The organism is Teichococcus wenyumeiae (assembly GCF_003696345.1).
In the GTDB taxonomy this organism is placed as follows: domain Bacteria; phylum Pseudomonadota; class Alphaproteobacteria; order Acetobacterales; family Acetobacteraceae; genus Pseudoroseomonas; species Pseudoroseomonas wenyumeiae.
On sequence record NZ_RFLX01000010.1, the window covers coordinates 1 to 18,864 of the forward strand.

Consider the following 18,864-nt stretch of genomic DNA (forward strand, 5'->3'; position numbering starts at 1 on the left):
CGACGCCTACATCAGGCGATCGCCAGAACATGCTACTGGCGCCGCAGCCAGCGTCTCGCTCGCATGAAAACTCAACTGTAGAATTAGAACCTATCCCACTAGACGCTGGCTGCGAGGCTTCCTAGCTCATCGTTCATGATGAGGAGATCTATTCGGGCGACGAAGCGGCGCATTCGAGATGACGGCTGGCGCCTGCCGGATGCGCTCTGGGCTGAGATGGAGCCGTTGCTGCCACCGCGGCCTAAACACCCGCTGGGCTGCCACAACCCACGTGTGCCGGACCGGGCGGCGATGGACGCCATCTTCTTTGTGCTGCGCACCGGCTGTCAGTGGAATGCGCTGCGGGAGACCAAGCTCTGCTCGTCCTCCTCAGCGCACCGGCGCTTTCAGGAATGGGCAAAGGCCGGAGTGTTCGAGGCGTTCTGGCGCAAGGGATTGCTGGCCTATGACGGCCTGCGAGGCATCGACTGGAGTTGGCTCGCACTCGACGGCGCCATGGGCAAGGCGCCGCTGGGCGGGGGAAAAAACCGGCTCCAATCCAACGGACCGCGGCAAGCGCGGGGTCAAGCGCTCGGTGCTGACCGACGGACGCGGCGTCCCTCTGGGTGCAGTGGTCGAGGGGGCGAACCGCAACGACCACAAGCTGATGCGCCAGACCCTGCAGGCCATCCCTGTTAAGCGGCCCAAGCCGACGCGCCGCCAACCCCAGCACCTCTGCCTCGACAAAGGCTTCGACTATGACGAGCCGCGCGCACTGGCAGCCGAGTTCGGCTTCACCCTGCACCTGCGCACACGTGGCGAGGAGGTCAGGGCCAGGCGGCACGCCAGAGCCAAGGCAAGGCGCTGGGTCGTTGAACGCACGCACTCTTGGCTGAACCGCTTCCGCTCCATCCTGATCCGCTGGACCAGGAAGCCTGCCAACGACCTCGCCCTGCTTCACCTTGCCTGCGGCATCATCACATGGCGTCATGCCCTACCGGGATAGGCTCTTACTGCCCGCTGCCGCTTGGGGTTCGTCGCCTCAGTGCCGCCGTCACAAGGCCGGCTCCGCAACAGGCGCGGAGCCGGGCTGCTACCTCAGTCCGAACTCATGGAGATCTTCTTCTCCTGCACCACACGGCTGGAGATCGCCTCCTGCTCCTCCAGAAACGCCGCGAAGGCCTTTCCGGTGGAGCCGACGACATCGACACCCTGATCCTCCAGCGGCTTGCGCACCGCCGGCTGTTGCAGGGCCTGCTGCAGGGCCGCCTCCATGCGCTGCATCACCGGCTCCGGCACGCCCGCCGGCCCAAGGATGCCCCAGAAGGCCTTGGCCGCCACGCCGGGCACGCCGCTTTCTATCAGCGTCGGGATATTAGGGCGAAGGGGAGAGCGCGTCTCACCGGTTTGGGCCAGGGCCCGCAGGGTGCTGCCGACCTGGCCGCCCAGCCCCACCACGCTGGCAACGGCCAAGTCGATCTCGCCGGCCGAAGCCGCCGCGCTCATCGGGCCGCCGCCACGATAGGGCACATGCACCATCTTGCAGCCCGCCGCGTCCTGCAAGCGTTCCATGGTCAGGTGCGCCAGGCTGCCAACGCCGATGGTGCCGTAGGTGATGGTGTCCGGCTGCTTCTTCGCCTGAGCGATGACCTCTTCCATCCTGGTCCAGGGGCGCTTCACCGGCGTCGCCGCCAGCATGGGCGCCGTGGCAAGCAGGCAGACCGGCCTGAGGTCCTTCTCCTCATAGCCCAGCGGCTTGATCAGCAGCGGGTTCACCACATGGGTGTCGAAAACCACCACGAAGCTCTGCCCATCCGGCGCCGCGCGGGCCACAGTGGCGGTGCCCATGGCGCCGCCCGCGCCCGGCCGATTCTCGATCACGATCGGCACGCCAAGGGATTGGGTCAGCGGGTTCTGCAGCAGGCGGCAGAGCAGATCGGCGCTGCCTCCGGGCGGAAAGGGCACAACGATGCGGATGGGGCCATCCGGCCAGGCACGCTGCGCCCGCAGGGTGGCGGGTGCGGCGAGAGACAGGCCAGCGGCAGCCAGCGCCGCGCGGCGCGTCAGGGTTCTCATGTCAGCCTCCTCCTGTGCTTCCGATTGGAAGCCGGCCAGGTGCCTGGCACGGCTTCAAAGCACGGAGTAGCGGCATTTCCGCCAATGTAACAGCCGCTTCCGCAATGGGCGCAGCGTCACGCCGCAGTGCGCACCCTCAGCCCCGCGCGGCCCAGAGCATGCCGCGCCGGACTATGGTCGCCATTTCAGGCACCTCGAACTCGACAGCATGGTGGCCGAGGGAGCTGTAGAAGACCCGCCCACTGCCGTGCCGCCGCTTCCAGACAACCGGGATGACATGCCCGTCGATCCAGGCGCAGTGATCCCCGCGGAAGGTCGTGGTTGCCAGGACTTCGTTGTTCGGGTCCACATGCATGTAGTACTGCTCGGACCGGTACGGGAAATCGCGGATTCCTTCCATGACCCCGTCATCAGGTTTCGTCACATTGACCACGTAGTCGATGATGTTGCCTGGATGCGCCACCCACTGGCCGCCCACCATGAACTGGTACTTCACCTCGTTGCGGAAGCTGTCGCCCATGCCGCCATGGAACCCCGCGAAGCCCACGCCGTCCTGCACGGCCTTGTAGAGCCCCTCAATCTCCTCCTTCTCGATCGTCGACATCGTGACGATCGGGACGATCAGGTCGAATTCATGGAGGTTGGGATCTGCGAAGGCCTCCGTGGTCTTTTCCGTGACCACTTCGAAGCCTTCCTCCCGCAGCATCCGCCCGACGACCTCGGCACATTCCTGCGGTTGATGGCCGGTCCAGCCACCCCAGACGATCAGAGCCTGCTTCATGGTTTCCTCCTTGTCGCTTCAGCCGAGGTCGCCCAGCACAGGGCGGGCGGGCAGCGGCGCCGGCCGTTCGCAACGGCTTTCGATCGTGACGGTGCGTTCCTCGTCGCTGGAGCGCTGGAAGGCCTCCATGACTTCCAGGACGTGGAAGGCCAACTCGCCGCTGCACCGGTGCGGACGCCCGGCGCGGATCGCCCTTGCCATATCGGCCAGCCCGATGATGCGGAAATTGCCATCCGCGATGCCGTGCGACAGCGGCACATCCGCCCAGGCCTCCCGCTGCCGCGCGATCGAGACGGTGCCGCCGAAGCGGTTCGGGTCCGGCACCACGAGTGAGCCCTGGCTGCCGTAAATTTCCATATTACCGTGCCGGTGCTGCCAGACATCGAAGCTGGTGGTCACGGCGATGACGGCCCCGCTGACGAAATGCAGCAGGCCGGTGACATGGGTGGCGGTTTCGACCGTGATGGTCTCGCCACTGCGCGGCCCGCTGCCGACGGTCCGCCCGGTGAAGCCGGCGTTTGCCGAGCCCATCACCTTCGCCACCGGCCCGAGCAGATTCACCAGGTTGGTCAGATAATACGGGCCCATGTCGAGCATCGGGCCACCGCCACGGGCATAATAGAAGCGCGGGTCGGGATGCCAGTGTTCGTGGCCATGGTTCATCATGAAGGCGGTGCCGGAGAGCGGCTTGCCGATGGCGCCGTCGTCGATCAGCTTTCGCGCTGTCTGATGCGCGCCGCCCAGGAAGGTATCGGGCGCCGAGCCGACGCGCAGCCCGGCCTTTGCCGCCGCCTCGATCAGCTTGCGGCCCTCGGCCGTGCTGGTGGCCAGCGGCTTCTCGCCATGCACATGCTTGCCATGGGCAATGGCATCCAGCCCCACCGGCACATGCGCCTGCGGCGTGGTGAGGTTCAGCACCACCTCGATCTCAGGGTCCGACAGCAGCGCGTCGATAGGAACGGCGCGGAGACCGAACTCCTCCGCGCGCGCACGTGCCTGGCTTTCATTCAGGTCCGCGCAGCAGGTGATCTGCAGCTCCGGGAAAAAGGCCGCAGCGCGCAGGTAAGCCGCGCTGATATTCCCGCAGCCGATCAGCCCGACCTTGACCGCATCCATACATCTTCCTCCGGACGGTTCTTGAGCGCTTCATTCCACGGCGCTTCATAGATTCGACGCAGCACGATGACGGCTGCACCCCGGGCCCACATTTCGTCGCCCCAAGGGTGAAAGGTGATCTGCATCGCCTCGCGCAGCGTCGGCAGCACATTGGCCTCGACAGCCGCCAGCAACGGCCGCCGCAGCAAGTCGCCGGCGCGCAGCCCCTCGCCCGTCAGGATGATCCTTGGCGGGTTCAGGAGATTGGCGATATTGGCGATGGCGAGCCCGAGCATCCCACCGGCACGCTCAAAGAGCTGCGCCAGGGCCGCGTCGCCCTGCTGGGCCTGCCGCACCAGTTGCGCCATGCGCCGCCCTGGGTCGCCCATCGCACCATCCGCCAGGCCCAGTTGTTCCGCCATCTGCAGGACGCCCCAATCCGAGGCATAGGCTTCGAGGCAGCCCGTTTGGCCGCAGCGGCAGGGCGCGCCACCGGCCTCCATCTTCACATGCCCCAGTTCAGGGCCAACACCATGGGCGCCGCGATAAAGCCGGCCGTCCACGATCAGGCCCATGCCAATCGTGTTTTCCACCGTCACCACGGCAAAGCTATCCAGCCCGCGGCCATAGCCGAACCAGTGCTCAGCCAAGGCCACCAGATTCGCGTCATTCTCGATCAGCGTGCGAATGCCGAGGCGCCGCTCCACCGCCTGCCCGAAGGGCTCCGCGCGCGGGCCCAGGACCGGGCTCCAGTGCGAGATGCCGCTGACGCCATCGATGACACCGGGCAGGCCGATGCCAATGCCGGAGATCTGGCTCATGGACAGCCTGGCATCCTGCACGCAGCCGCGCACGCCATCCTCAATGAGGTCGGCAATGACCTCCGTGGATTGCCGCGCCAACTGCACCGGCAGCACCAGCGAGGCCAGCGCCTCCCCCCGTGCATCCGTGATGGTGATGCTGATGCGCTGCGCCGAAAGCTTCACGCCGACGACATGAAATGCCGCCCCATTCAGGCCAAGCAGCACACGGGGCCGGCCACGGGCACCATTCTCCCCCGCCGCCACGCGCAGCACATCCACCAGCCCTTCCTCGATCAGGGCGCCGGTGATGGCGGAGACGGTCGCGGGGCTCAGCTCAGTGCGCTCAACAATCTCGACACGTGCGATGGGGCCATCACGACGGATGGCATCGATCACATGGTAGCGGTTGATGGCCCGCATCAGCTCCGGATCGGCCGTCTTCATCGCTGGCGTCTGTTCTCCATCAACGCCTGGAATTCTGGCCACAAGCGCCGGCAGGTCAAGCGATTAAGTTTGGGCGCAGAATTTAATGCCGTCCCTTTCCTCATCGAACGCCCTTTTTGCTTGACGGCTGCCGTAGGGCCTTCGCATCCTTTCTCCGAGAACCGAAAAAAAAGCGTCCCAGACGACGCAGGGAGGAGCGATGCGCGCAGTCTTTCGCGTGGGCGCTGTGCTGACACTGCTTGCGTGCAGCACGGCCGCGGCCTGGGCGGACACCACCGTCCGCTGGTTCATCTCGGAAACCTCGCCCGCCATGACAGCCTGGCAGAAGGAGGTCGCACGCCGTTACGAGGAAGGTCATCCCGGGACCCGCATCGAGGTCCTGGTGATGTCGGGCGAGCCTTACAAGGCGAAGCTCACCACCATGCTGCAGTCCAACGACCGGCCGCACCTCATCTATACCTGGGGCGGCGGCGTGCTCTTTGCGCAGGCGCGGGCCGGGCTGCTGGAGGATATCACCAGCAGGGTGCAGGGCGCCTGGGCCAACGAGCTGAATCCCGCCGCCCTGGAGGCGATGAGCTACAAGGGCAAGATCTATGGCGCGCCCACGCATCTGACGCAGGTAGTGCTCTGGTATAATCGTCGCCTGCTGAAGCAGGCAGGCGTTGAGGTATCGGAACTGGCGACCTGGGACGGCATGCTGGGCGCGGTGAAGAAGCTGCAGGCCGCCAATATCCAGCCTTTCACGGCAGGCGGCTCGGACAAATGGCCGCTGAACATGTTCTGGTCCGGCCTGGCGCTGCGGGTCGGCGGCAAGGAAGCCTTCGAGGCCGCGATGAACCGCAGCGGGCCGGGCTTCGACGGCCCGGTCTTCCAGCGTGCCAGCGAGATGTTCAAGCAGTTGGTGGACCTCAACCCCTTCCAGCGTGGCTTCCTGGCGGACACGGCCCCCAAGGCCGCAGGCCAGTTCGGCGACGGCAAGGCCGCGCTGCACCTGATGGGCAACTGGTTCTACAACATCCAGAAGTCGCAGAGCAGCAACCAGCAGGGCGTGCCGGATGAGGATCTCGGCTTTGTCCCCTTCCCCCAGGTATCCGGCGGCAAGGGAGACCCCAGCGATGTTGTCGGCGGCATCAACGGTTTTCTGGTGACGCGCGGCTCGCCGCCCGAGGCCGCCGATTTCCTGCGCTTCTACACCGGCACCGAGGTCCAACGCGAGGCGGCGCAGCGCGGCTTCACCATCCCGGCGGCCAAGGGTACGGCGGAGCAGTTGCAGAACGCGTTCTTCCGCCAGGTCGCCACGAATCTGCAGCAGGCCCACTACGTGCAGAACTTCTATGACCAGATGCTTGGCCCATCGGTCGGGCGCGTGGTGAACGACACCTCCGCGGATCTGGCGACCGGCCGCACCACGCCGAAGCAGGTGGGGCAGCAGATCCAGGAAGCCTGGGAACTTGAGCAATAGAGACCGGGAGGCGAGCGGGATGAGCGGCACCGGGGCCATCAACATCGCCATCCCTGTCGGAAGCCCGACCCGGCGCTCCGACAAGCGGCGGCTCGCCCTGGGCCGCAATCTGGCGGCGGGCGGCTTCCTGGCACCGGCCACCATCCTCTTCACGGTCTTTGTGGTGCTGCCGGTAGTCGAGGCCGCGTGGTACAGCTTCTATCGCTGGAACGGCTATGGCATCCCGACCGACTGGGTGGGCTGGCGCAACTACCTGACGCTGTTCAACAACAGCGTCTTCGCCTCGGCTGCCTGGAACACGGCGCTGGTGGTCGCGGTCTCGCTGCTGGTGCAATTGCCGCTGGGGCTGGCACTGGCCCTGATGGTAGCACGCAATTCCCGCAGCAGCATGATCTTCCGCACCATCTTCTTCCTTCCCTACGTGCTGGGTGAAGTCGCGGCCGGGTTGATCTGGCGCTTCGTCTTCGACGGCAATGTCGGCCTCATGGCCGCCGCGGCCCGCAAGATCGGCATCGAGGCGCCCTTCATCCTGGCCGATCCGGACCTCGCCATCTATGCCGTGCTGACGGTGGTGGTCTGGAAGTATTTCGGCTTCCACATGATGATCTACATCGCCGGCCTGCAGGATATCCCGCGCGAGATGCGCGAGGCCGCGGAGATCGACGGCGCCAGCCGCTGGCAGTCCCTGCGCTACGTCATCCTGCCGATGCTCTGGCCGGCCATCCGCATCTCCATCTTCTTCTCGGTAGTGGGCGCGCTGCAGCTCTTCGATGTGGTGATGCCGTTGACGGGCGGTGGCCCCTCCAATGCCACCCATACCTTCGTCACCTTCCAGTACACCTTCGGCATCACGCGGATGAACATCGGCTTCGGTAGCGCCATGGGCGTGGTGATCTTCCTGATCTGCGTGACCTTCACGCTTCTCTACCGTCGCTTCGTCATGCGGGATGCCGGCTGATGCGCAGCATGTCCTCCTATTCGCGCCTGCTGGTCCTGGTGCTGGTGGCCGGCATCGTGCTGGTGCCGCTGGTGACGGTGGCACTCGGCGGCTTCAAGACCATGGGTGAGCTGGAGGCCAATCCTTTTGGCCTGCCGGTCCAGTGGCACTGGGAGAACTACCTTTCGGCGCTGACGGGCCGCAGGCTCTGGCTCTCGCTCGGCAATTCGGTGCTGCTGTCCTTCGGTACCGTGTTTCTGACGCTGGTGGTCGGCACCATGGCGGCCTTCGCCTTTGCGCAGATCCACTTCTTCGGCAAGCGGATGATCTTCTCCTACTTCCTGATGGGCCTGCTGTTCCCGGCCGCCACGGCCATCCTGCCGCTCTTCATCCGCGTGCGGAACCTGGGGCTGCTGGATACGCCCTGGGGCGTCATTCTGCCGCAGGCGGCCTTCGGGCTGGGCATGGCCATCCTGCTGCTCTGGGGCTTCTTCAAGCAGTTGCCGGAAGCGCTCTGGGATGCGGCGGTGATCGACGGATGCAGCTATGGCCGCTTCCTGTGGTATGTGGTGCTGCCGCTCTCCCGTCCCATCCTGGCCACGGTTTCGGTCTTCGCCCTGGTGCATAGCTGGAACAGCTACCTGCTGCCGCTGACCTTGCTGAACTCGCCCGGCACTTATCCGTGGACGCTGACCATCATGGATTATTCCGGCGAATATTCCACGGACTGGCCGGGTATCCTGGCCTTCATCACCCTGACTCTCGTGCCCGCCATCATCTTCTTCCTGGTGGCGCAGAAGCAGATTGTCGCTGGCCTCACCAGCGGCGCCGTGAAGGGCTGAACACAGAGAAACGGAAGGAACGTGACGCATGTCGATGCGCACCATCAAGGGGCCGGCGATATTCCTTGCCCAGTTCGCGGCCGATACGGCGCCGCATAACAACCTGCCGGAGATTGCCAGCTGGGCCGCCGGCCATGGCTACAAGGGCGTGCAGATCCCCAGTTGGGACGCGCGGCTCTTCGACCTCGAGCGCGCTGCCGAAAGCAAGACCTATTGCGATGAGGTGAAGGGCATCCTGGCCAGTGCCGGCGTGGCGCTCACGGAACTCTCCACGCACCTCCAAGGCCAGTTGGTGGCGGTGCATCCGGCCTACGACCTGGCCTTCGACGGCTTCGCGGTGCCGGAGGTGCGCAACAACCCGGCGGCGCGGCAGGAATGGGCGGTGCGGCAGATGATGCTGGCGGCCAGGGCTTCCAGGAACCTCGGCCTGACAGCGCATGTTACCTTCTCGGGCGGCCTCGCCTGGCCTTTCGTCTATCCCTGGCCGCAGCGGCCGGCGGGGCTGGTGGAAACCGCCTTTGACGAGCTGGCGCGCCGCTGGCAGCCCATTCTGGATGCTTTCGATGAGGCGGGTGTCGATCTCTGCTACGAGATCCATCCGGGCGAAGACCTGCACGATGGCGTCACCTTCGAGATATTCCTCGAACGCACTGGCAACCATCCGCGCTGCAACATCCTCTACGATCCCAGCCACTTCCTGCTGCAGCAACTGGACTATCTCGATTTCATCGACATCTATCACCAGCGCATCCGCATGTTCCATGTGAAGGACGCGGAGTTCAATCCCACTGGCCGTCAGGGGGTTTATTCCGGCTTCCAGCCCTGGGCGCAGCGCGCGGGGCGCTTCCGCTCCCTGGGCGACGGGCAGGTCGATTTCGGCGCCATCTTCTCCAAGCTGTCGCAATACGGTTTTGACGGCTGGGCCGTGCTGGAATGGGAATGCTGCATCAAGGACAGCGAGCAAGGCGCCGCCGAGGGCGCGCCCTTCATCGCCGACCATATCATCCGCGTCGCCTCCCGCGCCTTCGATGACTTCGCCGCCAGCGGTGTCGATCAGGCTACCAACCGCAAGCTGCTGGGGATCGCCTGAGATGACCATCGAGGCAGCGACCGGCGGCGCGGCGCGGCGGCGGCTGCGCCTTGGCATGGTGGGCGGTGGCCAGGGCGCCTTCATCGGCGCCGTCCATCGCATCGCGGCGCGGCTCGACGACCGGTATGAGCTGGTGGCCGGCGCCCTCTCCTCTGATGCGGAACGCGCGCGTGCCAGCGCGGCGGAACTGCATATCGCGCCGGACCGCGCCTATGGCAGCTTCGCCGAGATGGCCGAACGCGAGGCGGCACGCGAGGACGGCATCGATGTGGTGGCCGTGGTCACGCCCAACCACATGCACGCGGCGCCCGTGCGCGCCTTCGCGGAGCGCGGCATCCATGTGATCTGCGACAAGCCGCTGACGCACAGGCTGGAGGATGCACTGGAACTGGTGGAGGTGGTGCGGCGCGCCGGCATCGTCTTTGGCCTGACCCATAACTATACCGGCCATCCGATGGTGCGGCAGGCACGCGAGATGGTCGCCGCTGGCGAGCTGGGCACGCTGCGGGTGGTGCAGGTGGAATATCCGCAGGATTGGCTGACAACGCGGCTGGAGGAGAGCGGCCAGAAGCAGGCCGCCTGGCGCACCGACCCCGCGCGCTCCGGCGCCGCCGGCAGCGTGGGCGACATCGGCACGCATGCCTTCAACCTGGCGGAATTCGTCACGGGGCTGCGCTGCGAGAGCCTGGCGGCGGAGCTGACCGCCTTCGTGCCGGGCCGGCCGCTGGACGACAACGCGCAGATGCTGCTGCGCTTCGGCGGCGGTGCGCGGGGCATGCTCTGGTCCTCCCAGGTCGCGCCCGGCAACGAGAATGCGCTGCGCCTGCGCGTCTATGGCGAGAAGGGCGGGCTGGAATGGGCGCAGGAGCAGCCGAACCTGCTGCTGCACACGCCGTTCGGCGAGCCGCCGCGCATAATCAGCCGCGCCGGCGCGGGTGCCTCGCTCGCCGCCGCCCATGCCAGCCGCATCCCGGCCGGGCATCCGGAGGGCTATCTGGAAGCTTTTGCGCAGATCTACCGCGACCTCGCCGAGCAGATCACCGCCCGCATGGAAAGCCGGCAGCCGGACCCCGCCTGCCTGCTGGTGCCGGGGCTTGAGGCCGGGTTGCGCGGCATGCGCTTCATCGCCGCCGCCGTGGAGTCCGGCCGCAACAATGCGGCCTGGACCGAGATCGGGCACTGATGCATCTCGGCATCGATCTCGGCACCTCCGGCGTCAAGGCGGTGCTGACCGGCCCGGCGGGCGAGGTGCTGGCCCAGGCCACTGCGCCGCTGGCCCTTTCCAGCCCGCGCCCGCTCTGGAGCGAGCAGGACCCGGAGGACTGGTTGCGGGCGACGCAGGCCGCCCTCGCCTCGCTGCGCGCCTCGCGGGATCTTTCGGGGGTACGGGCCCTGGGCCTCGCCGGCCAGATGCACGGGGCGGTGCTGCTGGATGCCTCGGACCAGGTGCTGCGCCCCGCCATCCTCTGGAACGACGGGCGCAGCGGGGCCGAATGCGCGGCGCTGGAGCAGGCCCAGCCTGCCTCGCGCGGCATCACCGGCAATCTGGCCATGCCGGGCTTCACCGCCCCCAAGCTGCTCTGGGTACGGCGGCATGAACCGGAGATCTTCGCCCGCACCCGCCGCGTGCTGCTGCCCAAGGACTGGCTGCGCCTGCGCCTGACCGGGGAAGCGGTGTCGGAGATGTCGGATGCCTCCGGCACCCTCTGGCTGGATGTGGCGGCGCGCCGCTGGTCGGGCGCCATGCTGGAGGCCACGGGACTGTCGGAGGCGCAGATGCCGGCACTGGTCGAGGGCACCGCCCCGGCTGGCCGGCTGCGGGCGGAGATGGCGGCGCTGCTTGGCCTGCCCGCCGGCATCCCGCTGGCCGGCGGCGCGGGCGACAATGCCGCCGGGGCCGTGGGGATCGGCTGCGTCTCGCCGGGTGATGCCTTTCTCTCCCTCGGCACCTCCGGCGTCGTCTTTGTCAGCGATCCCGGCTTCCTGCCGGACCCGGCGCGGACGGTGCATGCCTTCTGCCATTGCCTGCCGGGAACCTGGCACCGCATGTCGGTCATCCTCTCCGCCGCGGCGGCCTTGAGCTGGGTCACCCGCGTGACCGGGGCCGGGAGCGAGGCCGCGCTTCTGGCGGAGGTGGAGCAGGCAGGGCTCGCGAAGCCGGGCCGGCTGGCCTTCCTGCCTTATCTCTCTGGCGAGCGCACGCCGCATAACGACCCTCGGGCAGCCGGTGTCTTCTTCGGCCTGTCCGGCACCGACGAGCGGGCCGACCTCGCCCGCGCGGTGCTGGAGGGCGTGGCCTTCGCACTGGCCGATGGGCTGGAGGCACTGGAAGCACTGGGCGGCCGCATCGAGGCCTTGACGGCCATCGGCGGCGGGGCCCGTAGCACCGCCTGGCTGCGCATCCTCTCCGCCGCCACGGCGCGGCCGATCCGCTCTGTCATCGGCGGGGAAGCGGGGCCGGCGCTGGGCGCCGCCCGGCTGGCCCGCATCGCCGCTGGCGACGGCAGCATTGCCGAGGTCTGCACCAAGCCGCCGGTCGCGGTGCAATACGAACCCGAAGCCGGCCTCGCTGCCGCCCTGGCACCGCGCCGGGCGGCCTATCGCCGGCTTTATCCCACGCTCCAGACCCTCTTCGCCGAGACGGTCGATCCGGAACCCCTCGCATGAGCAGCTTCTTCGACAACCTCCCCGTCGTCCGTTACGGCGGCCCCGAGGCCACCGATCCCTTCGCCCTGCGCTTCTACGATGCCGGGCGCATGGTCCTCGGCCGGCGGATGGAGGAATGGCTGCGCCCCGCGGTCGCCTATTGGCATTCCTTCGTGGGCAATGGCCTCGACCCTTTCGGCGCGCCGACGCATGAGCGCCCCTGGTTCTCGGGCGACCCGATGCAGGCGGCGGTCACCAAGGCCGAGGCCGCCTTCGCCTTCCTGGAACGCCTCGGCCTGCCCTTCTTCTGCTTCCATGACCGCGACGTGGCGCCGGAGGGCGAGACGCTGCGGGAAAGCCATGCGCGGCTGGACCGCGTGCTGGATGTGGTGGAGGCGCAGATGCAGCGCACCGGCATCGGGCTTCTTTGGGGCACGGCCAATCTGTTCAGCCATCCGCGCTACATGGCGGGCGCCGCGACCAACCCGGACCCGGAGGTCTTCGCCTTCGCCGCCGCGCAGGTGAAGCATGTGCTGGAAGCGACGCACCGGCTCGGTGGCGCCAACTATGTGCTCTGGGGCGGGCGCGAGGGCTATGACACGCTGCTGAACACCGACCTGCGGCAGGAGGATGCGCAGCTCGGCCGCTTCCTGAACCTGGTGGTCGAGCACAAGCACCGCATCGGCTTCACCGGCACCATCCTGGTGGAGCCCAAGCCGATGGAGCCCACCAAGCACCAGTACGACCGTGATGTCGCCACCGTCTATGGCTTCCTCTCGCGCCATGGGCTGCTGGGCGAGGTGAAGGTCAATATCGAGGCCAACCATGCAACCCTGGCCGGGCATTCCTTCGAGCATGAGATCGCCACGGCGGCGGCGCTGGGCATCCTGGGCTCGCTCGACATGAACCGCGGGGACCCGCAGAACGGCTGGGACACCGACCAGTTCCCCAACAATGCCCAGGACCTCTCGCTGGCCATGCTGGAGGTGGTGCGTGCCGGTGGGCTGGGCCAGGGCGGCATGAATTTCGACGCCAAGATCCGCCGCCAGAGCATAGAGCCAGAGGATCTGCTGCATGCCCATATCGGCGGCCTGGACACCACCGCCCGTGCCCTGCTGATCGCGGAGCGAATGGTGCAGGACGGCGCCCTGGACCGCGCGCGGGCGGAACGCTACGCCGGCTGGCGCCAGCCCTTCGGCCAGGACATCCTGGCCGGGCGCATGGACCTCGATGCCCTGGCGGCGCATGCCGAGGCCGCCGGCGCCGGGCCGAAGCCGCGCAGCGGCCGCCAGGAGGCGCTGGAGAACCTCGCCGCCCGTTTCATCTGAGGAGTTCCGGCCTCGCGAAGCCTGTCCGGCCGGTGGCGGCAGCAGTAATCCAGGCCCTGGCCATTGCAGCGGACGCAACCTTCGGCCACATAGGGCGGGATGGTAGCTGGGTCCATCTCCATGTCCCAATTCGCCGGCAATGCGGCCGCGGTGCCGCATCACGCCTGGACGGAGGCGCAGCGCGCCATCCTCGACGCCTTCAAGGCCGGCGAGCCCCTGCTTCTGCTCATCGGCCCACCCGGTGTCGGCAAGAGCCGGCTGCTGCGCGAGATCGAGGAGAGTCTCCGCGCCCTCGACCCCCATGTGCTGCGGCTGGAGAGCGGCGAATGGGTGGATCTGCAGACCGCACCGCCCCGGCTGCTGGTGGATGAAGCCAGCCGGATGGACGATGCCACGCTGGAGCAGCTGGTGCGGCGCCAGGACAGCTTCACGCTGCTGGTAGGGCTACCATCCTTGGTGGAGCGGCTGGGCTCCCTGCCGCATCGCGTCGTGCAGCTTGGGCCGCTGCGGGCGGAGGATGTGCCGGCCTATGTCGCCGCGCGGCTCGCCGCCACAGGCCTCGACAGCTCGCGCCTCGCCGAGGGTTCCGTGGCCGCACTGTCCGAGGCCTCCGGCAACCTGCCAAGCCTGCTGAACCTGTTGCTGGGCACCAGCTTCCTGATGGCCGACATGGTGGCCTCGCCGCAAGTGACGCCCGATCATGTCCGCGAGGCCGCCGCGCTGCGCGACGACATGGCGCCCTTCGAGGAAAGCCCCGCGCCGGAACCCGCGCCCACCGCCGCGCCGGAGGCGCCGCGCAGCGAGGAAGCGCCTCCCGCCCCGCCGCCCGTGGCGGAGCCCGTGGCAACGCCCCGCACGACGCTCCCGGTCCCCCTGCCGCCCGCCCCCGCCCCGAAGCCGGCGGCGAAGGGCCGCGCCGTCCTGGTGGCCGCCGTGCTGCTGGCTGGCGGCGGCCTCGCCTGGGTGGCGACGCAGAAGGCGCGCAACCCGGCGGAGACAGCCCCCGCCTCTCCTGCCACGTCAGCGGCGCCAACGGTGGCCGCCATGGCACCGCCAAACGCAGCCGAGAACCCTGCGGCACCGGCGCAGGAGGCCGCGCCCGCACAGCCCCCCTCGGAGGCACCGGCCGGGGCCACCGAAAACCTGCCCTCGGGCGCCATGGTGCGGGTGGTCATCACCTATCCGCGCGGCGCGGCGGGCGCGACCGAGCGCGCGGCGGCGTTGAGCGCGGAACTGGAGCAGGCCGGGCTTTCCGCCGGTGCGCCTTTCCCGCTGTCCCGCCCCGTCACGGCTTCCAGCCTCAGCTATTTCTTCCGGGAAGACCGCGCGGCGGCGCTGCGGGTGCAGGAACTGGCCGGTGAGCGCCTCAGCCAGGCGGTGCCCAGGCTCGGCACCGTGGAGGGCGCCTTGCCGCGCCCCGGTGCCATCGAGGTGGAGCTTTCCGCCACCGATACCAGCACCGGCAGTCCCTCGCCCGCCCCCGAAGAGGCTGAGGCGCCAGGCCCCGAAGCCGCCGAACTCGCCGAGCCCGCGAATGGCGCCACGCTGCCGCTGGCGGCGGCGCAGCGGGGCGTGGTGCTGTCCTGGCGCACGACGGCGGAGGCGCAGCCGGGCTGCTGCTTCGTCGAGGTCGTGCCGCTCGGCGGCAATACCAACCGCCGCGCCGTCTTCGCCGCCTATGCCGAGGCGGCCGAGCAGCAGACCGTGCGCCTCAGCCGCCCTGGCCAGTATGCCTGGCGCATCCTGACCGTCTCTCGCACCGCCCAACGCTACACGGCAAGCCCGTGGCGGCACTTCCTGGTAGGGGAAAGCACACCATGATCCGGATCGCCTCACCCCTGCTGCTGCTCGCGCTCGGCCTCGCCGCCTGCCAGTCCGCGCCGCCGCCGCCGCCGCGCGTGGTCTCGCGCGCCCCCGCGCGGCCCGCGCCGCCGGTGCCGAGCGAGGTGGAGGGCGCCTGGTCCTTCAGCGTGCTCGGAGACCGCTGCAACGCCCGGGTCGCGCACCGGGAGATGACACTGGCCGTGACCGCCGGGCCGGGCCAGCAGGCCAACCTCTCGCTCACCGCGCCAAGCCGTGGCTTGCCCGTCAACCGGCCGCTGCGCATCGAATTCCGCGGCGATGGCGGCAACTGGCAGATCCCGGGGCGCACCAGCCGTGGCCGCGTGGCCTCGGCCTCCATGCCGCTCAACCAGACAGGGGAAGCACGCATCCGCGACCTGCTGGGCGGCGGCACCGTGAAGGCGAGTGGTTCCGGTGTCTCCGCCCCCGCCCTCAGCGTGCCGGATGCCGGCGTTTCCGGCCGCGACTGGTATGGCTGCGTCGCGCGGCTGGCGCAGGGCGCCGCTGCCAAGCCGGGCGGCGACGAGGCCGCGCCGGACAAGGCGTCCTAACGGCCGCCGGCCGGAACGCCTGAAGCGCGGTTCTGCGTCCCCAGAGCCTCCCCCGCCAGTTGCTCCGAGAAGCGGGCGAAGGCCGTGTGGTCCTCGCCCGGGCCCAGCACGGCGCCGGCGCTGGCCGCCATTTCCCGGCAGAGCGCGGAGAAAGGCGTCGGCGTGCCGCCTTCACGCCCCACCTCCAGCGCGATGGTCAGGTCCTTGATCATCAGGTCCAGGCCGAAGCCGGAATCGAAGCGGCGGGACAGCACGAACTGCTTGAACTTCTTCTGCGTGCTGTTGTTCATGCCGGTGGAGGCATTCAGCACATCCACCATCAGCGCCGGGTCGAGGCCGAAGCGCTGGCCGATCAGCAAGGCCTCGATGCCGATCAGGAAGCCGCCGGCGCTGACCAGATTGTTCAGCGCCTTCATGGCCTGCCCGGCGCCGACGCCGCCGCAGCGGTGGATGCTGGTGCTCATGGCCCGCAGCACCGGCTCGGCCCGGTCCAGCGCCGCTGCCTCGCCACCGGCCATGATCGCCAGTTCTCCTGTCCTGGCACGCGGCACGCCGCCGGAAACCGGGGCATCGACCAGCGTGACACCCTGCCCCGCCAGTTCCTCGGCCAGATGGCGGGTCACGCCGGGGGCGCCGGAGCTCATCTCGATCAGCAGCGCACCGGGCGCCAGGGCCTCGCGGATACCTGCCACCACTTCCGCCACCTGCTTGCTGGTGGGCAGGATGGTGATCACGGCATCGGCGCCCCGCGCGGCCTCCGCGCCATTTGCGGCAGCGGTGCCGCCGACCTCGCTGGCGAAGCGCGCCGCACGGTCAGGCACCGCATCGCAGATGGCCAGTTCGAAGCCCGCCGCATGCAGGCGCGCCGCCATGGGCCAGCCCATATTGCCGATGCCGATGAAACCGATGCGGCGGATGGGGTTGGCGGTGCTCATTCCGCTGCCCCATCCGGCTTCTTCGGCAAGGCGCCCTCCGCCACCAGCACTTCATGCGCCGCCTTGAAGGCATCCAGCCCGGCGGGAATGCCGCAGTAGGCGGTGGCATGCAGCAGAACGGCCTTGATCTGCTCCACCGTCAGGCCGTTGTGCAGCGCGCCTTTCACATGCAGCTTGATCTCCGGGGTGCGGCCAAGCGCGGTCAGCATCGCCAGGTTCAGCATGGAGCGCGTTTGCCGGTCCAGCGTCGGGTCGCCCCAGGCCCAACCCCAGGCCCAGGCCGTGGTGGCGCGCTGGAAGGCCATCATGAAGTCATCGGCCTTGGCCATGGAGGCATCGACGTAATCGGCGCCGAGTACTTCCCGGCGGATCGGCAAACCCTTGTCGAAAAGTGCTTGATCGTCGGACATTCTGTTTCCCGTGTTCTGGTTTGAGGATCTCGTTGACCGCGTCTGTGACGGCCTTGCCGCTGCCTGCATGTCGAAGCCGTGGCGGATGCGGTGACGACGCGGCGGGTCACGAAGGCTGCGGGACGAAGATGTCGGGATCGAAGTTCGTGAGCAGGCCAGGCGTATCGGCCATGGCGCAAAAGGCTGGCACACCTGCCAGGACACCCTCCTGCTCCAGCGGTTTATCCAGGCGGCCGAGTGTGGATGCCCGTGCCATGATGTTCCTCCCCGCCCGGGCACCGTGCGGCGCCCATCCCAGGTACATGCCCTGCCGATTCTTCTTCGGAATCCATCAGCGCCCGCACGACTGTGAATGAGGCGGCGGCCGCAGGGAAGTTCGATTGACGATGACAAGCGCGCGACAGGGCATATGAGGAGCTGTGATGCTGCATCTGCCACCAGTGGCGCGGCCAGGCGGACCCTTGCCAGGCGATGTCAGTCATCGGCGCGGGTGCGTCGGCGGCGGAGCGGCCAAGTGCCTGGCCGCTGTGCCCATCCGTGCCAAGCCTGCAGGATAGACCTGCCGGCAGCCCGGCGTCAGTGAACCGGTTCGGCCGCCGTGTCGATCCGCACCACCACGGAAAGGCCGGGGCGCAGCTTCTCCGCCAGGGGCTGATTGTTATCCACCGCGATCCGCACCGGCAGGCGCTGCGCCACCTTCGTGAAGTTTCCGGTGGCATTGTCGGCGCGGATGACGCTGAACTCCGAACCCGTGGCGGGTGAGAAGCGCTCGATGCGCCCGGTCAGTTCGGCGCCGTTCAAGGCATCCACGGCGAAGCGCACGGGCTGGCCGACCTTCATGCCCGCCACCTGCGTTTCCTTGTAATTGGCCACGACCCAGCGGTGCGGCGGCACCAGCGTCGTCAACTGTGTGCCAGCCTGGACATACTGGCCGACACGCGCGCCGACCTCGCCCAACCGCCCATCCTCTGGCGCGTGGATCTCGGTGTTCTGCAGGTCGATTTCGGCCATCCGCACCGCCGCCTCGGCACTGTGCACGGCGGCTTCCAGTGCCGGGCGGGTCGCCAGCGTCTCGGCCAGGTTCTGCTCCGCCACCGTGACGGAGGCACGCGCCTGCGCCAGCGCCGCCTGTGCCTGGTGCAGCGCCGCCTCGGTGGTGACCAGCGTGGCGCGGGACTGGATATTGGAGGCCACCAGTGGCGAGATGCGATCGTAATCCGCATCCGCCTTGGTGAGCACGGCCTCCGCATTCTGCACCTGCGCGCGGGCGACGGCGATGCTGGCTTCCCGCGTCTCCCGCGTCACCGCCAGGCTCGCCAGATTGGCGCGGGCGGAGGCCAGCGATGCGCGCGCCTGTTCCAGCCGCTGCCGGTAGATGCGCTCATCGATCTTCACCAGCAGCGCGCCGGCCTTGACATCCATGTAGTCCTGCACGGGGATCTCGGTGATGTAGCCGGAAACCTGCGGGCTGATGGTGGTGACGAGGCCGCGCACATAGGCATTGTCCGTCACCTGCTCCGTGGTGGTGAAGGGCGGCAGGCGCCAAGCATAGAGCACCAGCAGCACGCCGGCGGCGCCGAGCGCCAGCACCGGAATGGTGGCGCCTGATTTGAGGAAGGAAGGAAGAGGCATGGTGGTCCTGT

At 68.3% G+C, this 18,864-nt stretch carries 18 protein-coding genes; 10 read left to right on the forward strand and 8 right to left on the reverse strand.

Features of this window, described 5'->3' with window-relative positions; genetic code table 11:
• Window positions 1–216 precede the first annotated feature (216 nt).
• A protein-coding gene (locus tag EBE87_RS14230) for an IS5 family transposase (protein ID WP_408887718.1) occupies window positions 217–985 on the forward strand; the annotation gives its coding sequence in 2 pieces (ribosomal slippage) (window positions 217–521 and window positions 520–985; 771 coding nt in all).
• 92 nt (window positions 986–1,077) lie between these two features.
• On the opposite strand, the gene EBE87_RS14235 is transcribed toward EBE87_RS14230, so the two are convergent.
• The 4 genes from EBE87_RS14235 to EBE87_RS14250 all read right to left on the reverse strand — a co-directional run bounded on the left by EBE87_RS14235 (window position 1,078) and on the right by EBE87_RS14250 (window position 5,178).
• Entirely contained in the window at window positions 1,078–2,055 is a 978-nt protein-coding gene (locus EBE87_RS14235; protein ID WP_120639830.1) for a Bug family tripartite tricarboxylate transporter substrate binding protein, read from the reverse strand.
• Window positions 2,056–2,191: 136 nt separating this feature from the next.
• Window positions 2,192–2,836, reverse strand: a complete 645-nt coding sequence (locus tag EBE87_RS14240; protein ID WP_120639831.1) for a ThuA domain-containing protein — start codon at window positions 2,834–2,836, stop codon at window positions 2,192–2,194.
• Between the two features lie 18 nt (window positions 2,837–2,854).
• Window positions 2,855–3,952, reverse strand: coding sequence for a Gfo/Idh/MocA family protein (locus tag EBE87_RS14245; RefSeq protein ID WP_120639832.1), 1,098 nt, complete (start codon window positions 3,950–3,952; stop codon window positions 2,855–2,857).
• Window positions 3,928–5,178: an ROK family transcriptional regulator gene (locus EBE87_RS14250; RefSeq protein WP_120639833.1), complete on the reverse strand. Its 1,251-nt coding sequence runs from the start codon at window positions 5,176–5,178 to the stop codon at window positions 3,928–3,930. Before EBE87_RS14250 ends, EBE87_RS14245 begins: the two co-directional genes overlap by 25 nt.
• 199 nt (window positions 5,179–5,377) lie before the next feature.
• Here EBE87_RS14250 and EBE87_RS14255 point away from each other — a divergent pair, with 199 nt between their 5' ends.
• The 9 genes from EBE87_RS14255 (at window position 5,378) to EBE87_RS14295 (ending at window position 15,876) form a co-directional block, all read left to right on the forward strand.
• Window positions 5,378–6,640, forward strand: coding sequence for an ABC transporter substrate-binding protein (locus EBE87_RS14255; protein WP_120639834.1), 1,263 nt, complete (start codon window positions 5,378–5,380; stop codon window positions 6,638–6,640).
• A gap of 19 nt (window positions 6,641–6,659) precedes the next feature.
• Window positions 6,660–7,598 carry a carbohydrate ABC transporter permease gene (locus tag EBE87_RS14260; protein WP_120639835.1) on the forward strand — a complete coding sequence of 313 codons (939 nt, stop codon included), beginning with the start codon at window positions 6,660–6,662 and terminating at the stop codon, window positions 7,596–7,598.
• The gene (locus EBE87_RS14265; RefSeq protein WP_120639836.1) at window positions 7,598–8,419 is read left to right on the forward strand and encodes a carbohydrate ABC transporter permease; all 822 of its coding nucleotides are present in this window, start codon (window positions 7,598–7,600) and stop codon (window positions 8,417–8,419) included. The genes EBE87_RS14260 and EBE87_RS14265 overlap by 1 nt, the downstream gene beginning before the upstream one ends.
• Before the next feature lie 28 nt (window positions 8,420–8,447).
• The gene (locus EBE87_RS14270; protein WP_456316291.1) at window positions 8,448–9,509 is read left to right on the forward strand and encodes a sugar phosphate isomerase/epimerase family protein; all 1,062 of its coding nucleotides are present in this window, start codon (window positions 8,448–8,450) and stop codon (window positions 9,507–9,509) included.
• A 1-nt stretch (window position 9,510) separates the two neighbouring features.
• On the forward strand, window positions 9,511–10,692 hold the full coding sequence (locus EBE87_RS14275; RefSeq protein WP_199707706.1) for a Gfo/Idh/MocA family protein: 1,182 nt from the start codon (window positions 9,511–9,513) through the stop codon (window positions 10,690–10,692).
• Window positions 10,692–12,176 (forward strand): xylulokinase, encoded by a 1,485-nt coding sequence (gene xylB / locus EBE87_RS14280; RefSeq protein ID WP_120639838.1) that lies wholly within the window; start codon window positions 10,692–10,694, stop codon window positions 12,174–12,176. Before EBE87_RS14275 ends, xylB begins: the two co-directional genes overlap by 1 nt.
• A complete protein-coding gene (xylA, locus tag EBE87_RS14285; RefSeq protein WP_120639839.1) occupies window positions 12,173–13,483 on the forward strand; it encodes a xylose isomerase in 1,311 nt (436 codons plus the stop codon). Before xylB ends, xylA begins: the two co-directional genes overlap by 4 nt.
• Window positions 13,484–13,603: 120 nt before the next feature.
• Window positions 13,604–15,304 (forward strand): ATP-binding protein, encoded by a 1,701-nt coding sequence (locus tag EBE87_RS14290; RefSeq protein WP_122140046.1) that lies wholly within the window; start codon window positions 13,604–13,606, stop codon window positions 15,302–15,304.
• On the forward strand, window positions 15,301–15,876 hold the full coding sequence (locus EBE87_RS14295; RefSeq protein WP_122140047.1) for a hypothetical protein: 576 nt from the start codon (window positions 15,301–15,303) through the stop codon (window positions 15,874–15,876). The genes EBE87_RS14290 and EBE87_RS14295 overlap by 4 nt, the downstream gene beginning before the upstream one ends.
• Here the strand turns inward: EBE87_RS14295 and EBE87_RS14300 are convergent.
• The 4 genes from EBE87_RS14300 to EBE87_RS14310 form a co-directional block, all read right to left on the reverse strand.
• Window positions 15,873–16,811, reverse strand: coding sequence for an NAD(P)-dependent oxidoreductase (locus tag EBE87_RS14300; RefSeq protein WP_120637817.1), 939 nt, complete (start codon window positions 16,809–16,811; stop codon window positions 15,873–15,875). The genes EBE87_RS14295 and EBE87_RS14300 overlap by 4 nt on opposite strands.
• Complete coding sequence (locus tag EBE87_RS14305) at window positions 16,808–17,221, reverse strand: carboxymuconolactone decarboxylase family protein (protein ID WP_120637816.1); 414 nt, start codon at window positions 17,219–17,221, stop codon at window positions 16,808–16,810. Before EBE87_RS14305 ends, EBE87_RS14300 begins: the two co-directional genes overlap by 4 nt.
• Before the next feature lie 106 nt (window positions 17,222–17,327).
• Window positions 17,328–17,477 carry a hypothetical protein gene (locus EBE87_RS29005; protein WP_158600852.1) on the reverse strand — a complete coding sequence of 50 codons (150 nt, stop codon included), beginning with the start codon at window positions 17,475–17,477 and terminating at the stop codon, window positions 17,328–17,330.
• A gap of 320 nt (window positions 17,478–17,797) precedes the next feature.
• Window positions 17,798–18,853, reverse strand: coding sequence for an HlyD family secretion protein (locus EBE87_RS14310; protein WP_120637815.1), 1,056 nt, complete (start codon window positions 18,851–18,853; stop codon window positions 17,798–17,800).
• Window positions 18,854–18,864 lie beyond the last annotated feature (11 nt).

Excerpts from the sequence above, each read along its gene's own strand:
- EBE87_RS14290 (WP_122140046.1), top strand. The coding sequence starts at position 13,604 with ATGTCCCAATTCGCCGGCAATGCGGCCGCGGTGCCGCATCACGCCTGG.
- xylA (WP_120639839.1), top strand. The coding sequence starts at position 12,173 with ATGAGCAGCTTCTTCGACAACCTCCCCGTCGTCCGTTACGGCGGCCCC.
- EBE87_RS14255 (WP_120639834.1), top strand. The coding sequence starts at position 5,378 with ATGCGCGCAGTCTTTCGCGTGGGCGCTGTGCTGACACTGCTTGCGTGC.
- EBE87_RS14310 (WP_120637815.1), bottom strand. The coding sequence starts at position 18,853 with ATGCCTCTTCCTTCCTTCCTCAAATCAGGCGCCACCATTCCGGTGCTG.
- EBE87_RS14235 (WP_120639830.1), bottom strand. The coding sequence starts at position 2,055 with ATGAGAACCCTGACGCGCCGCGCGGCGCTGGCTGCCGCTGGCCTGTCT.
- EBE87_RS14245 (WP_120639832.1), bottom strand. The coding sequence starts at position 3,952 with ATGGATGCGGTCAAGGTCGGGCTGATCGGCTGCGGGAATATCAGCGCG.
- EBE87_RS29005 (WP_158600852.1), bottom strand. The coding sequence starts at position 17,477 with ATGGCACGGGCATCCACACTCGGCCGCCTGGATAAACCGCTGGAGCAG.
- EBE87_RS14275 (WP_199707706.1), top strand. The coding sequence starts at position 9,511 with ATGACCATCGAGGCAGCGACCGGCGGCGCGGCGCGGCGGCGGCTGCGC.
- EBE87_RS14270 (WP_456316291.1), top strand. The coding sequence starts at position 8,448 with ATGTCGATGCGCACCATCAAGGGGCCGGCGATATTCCTTGCCCAGTTC.
- EBE87_RS14295 (WP_122140047.1), top strand. The coding sequence starts at position 15,301 with ATGATCCGGATCGCCTCACCCCTGCTGCTGCTCGCGCTCGGCCTCGCC.
- EBE87_RS14240 (WP_120639831.1), bottom strand. The coding sequence starts at position 2,836 with ATGAAGCAGGCTCTGATCGTCTGGGGTGGCTGGACCGGCCATCAACCG.
- xylB (WP_120639838.1), top strand. The coding sequence starts at position 10,692 with ATGCATCTCGGCATCGATCTCGGCACCTCCGGCGTCAAGGCGGTGCTG.
- EBE87_RS14265 (WP_120639836.1), top strand. The coding sequence starts at position 7,598 with ATGCGCAGCATGTCCTCCTATTCGCGCCTGCTGGTCCTGGTGCTGGTG.
- EBE87_RS14300 (WP_120637817.1), bottom strand. The coding sequence starts at position 16,811 with ATGAGCACCGCCAACCCCATCCGCCGCATCGGTTTCATCGGCATCGGC.
- EBE87_RS14260 (WP_120639835.1), top strand. The coding sequence starts at position 6,660 with ATGAGCGGCACCGGGGCCATCAACATCGCCATCCCTGTCGGAAGCCCG.
- EBE87_RS14250 (WP_120639833.1), bottom strand. The coding sequence starts at position 5,178 with ATGAAGACGGCCGATCCGGAGCTGATGCGGGCCATCAACCGCTACCAT.
- EBE87_RS14305 (WP_120637816.1), bottom strand. The coding sequence starts at position 17,221 with ATGTCCGACGATCAAGCACTTTTCGACAAGGGTTTGCCGATCCGCCGG.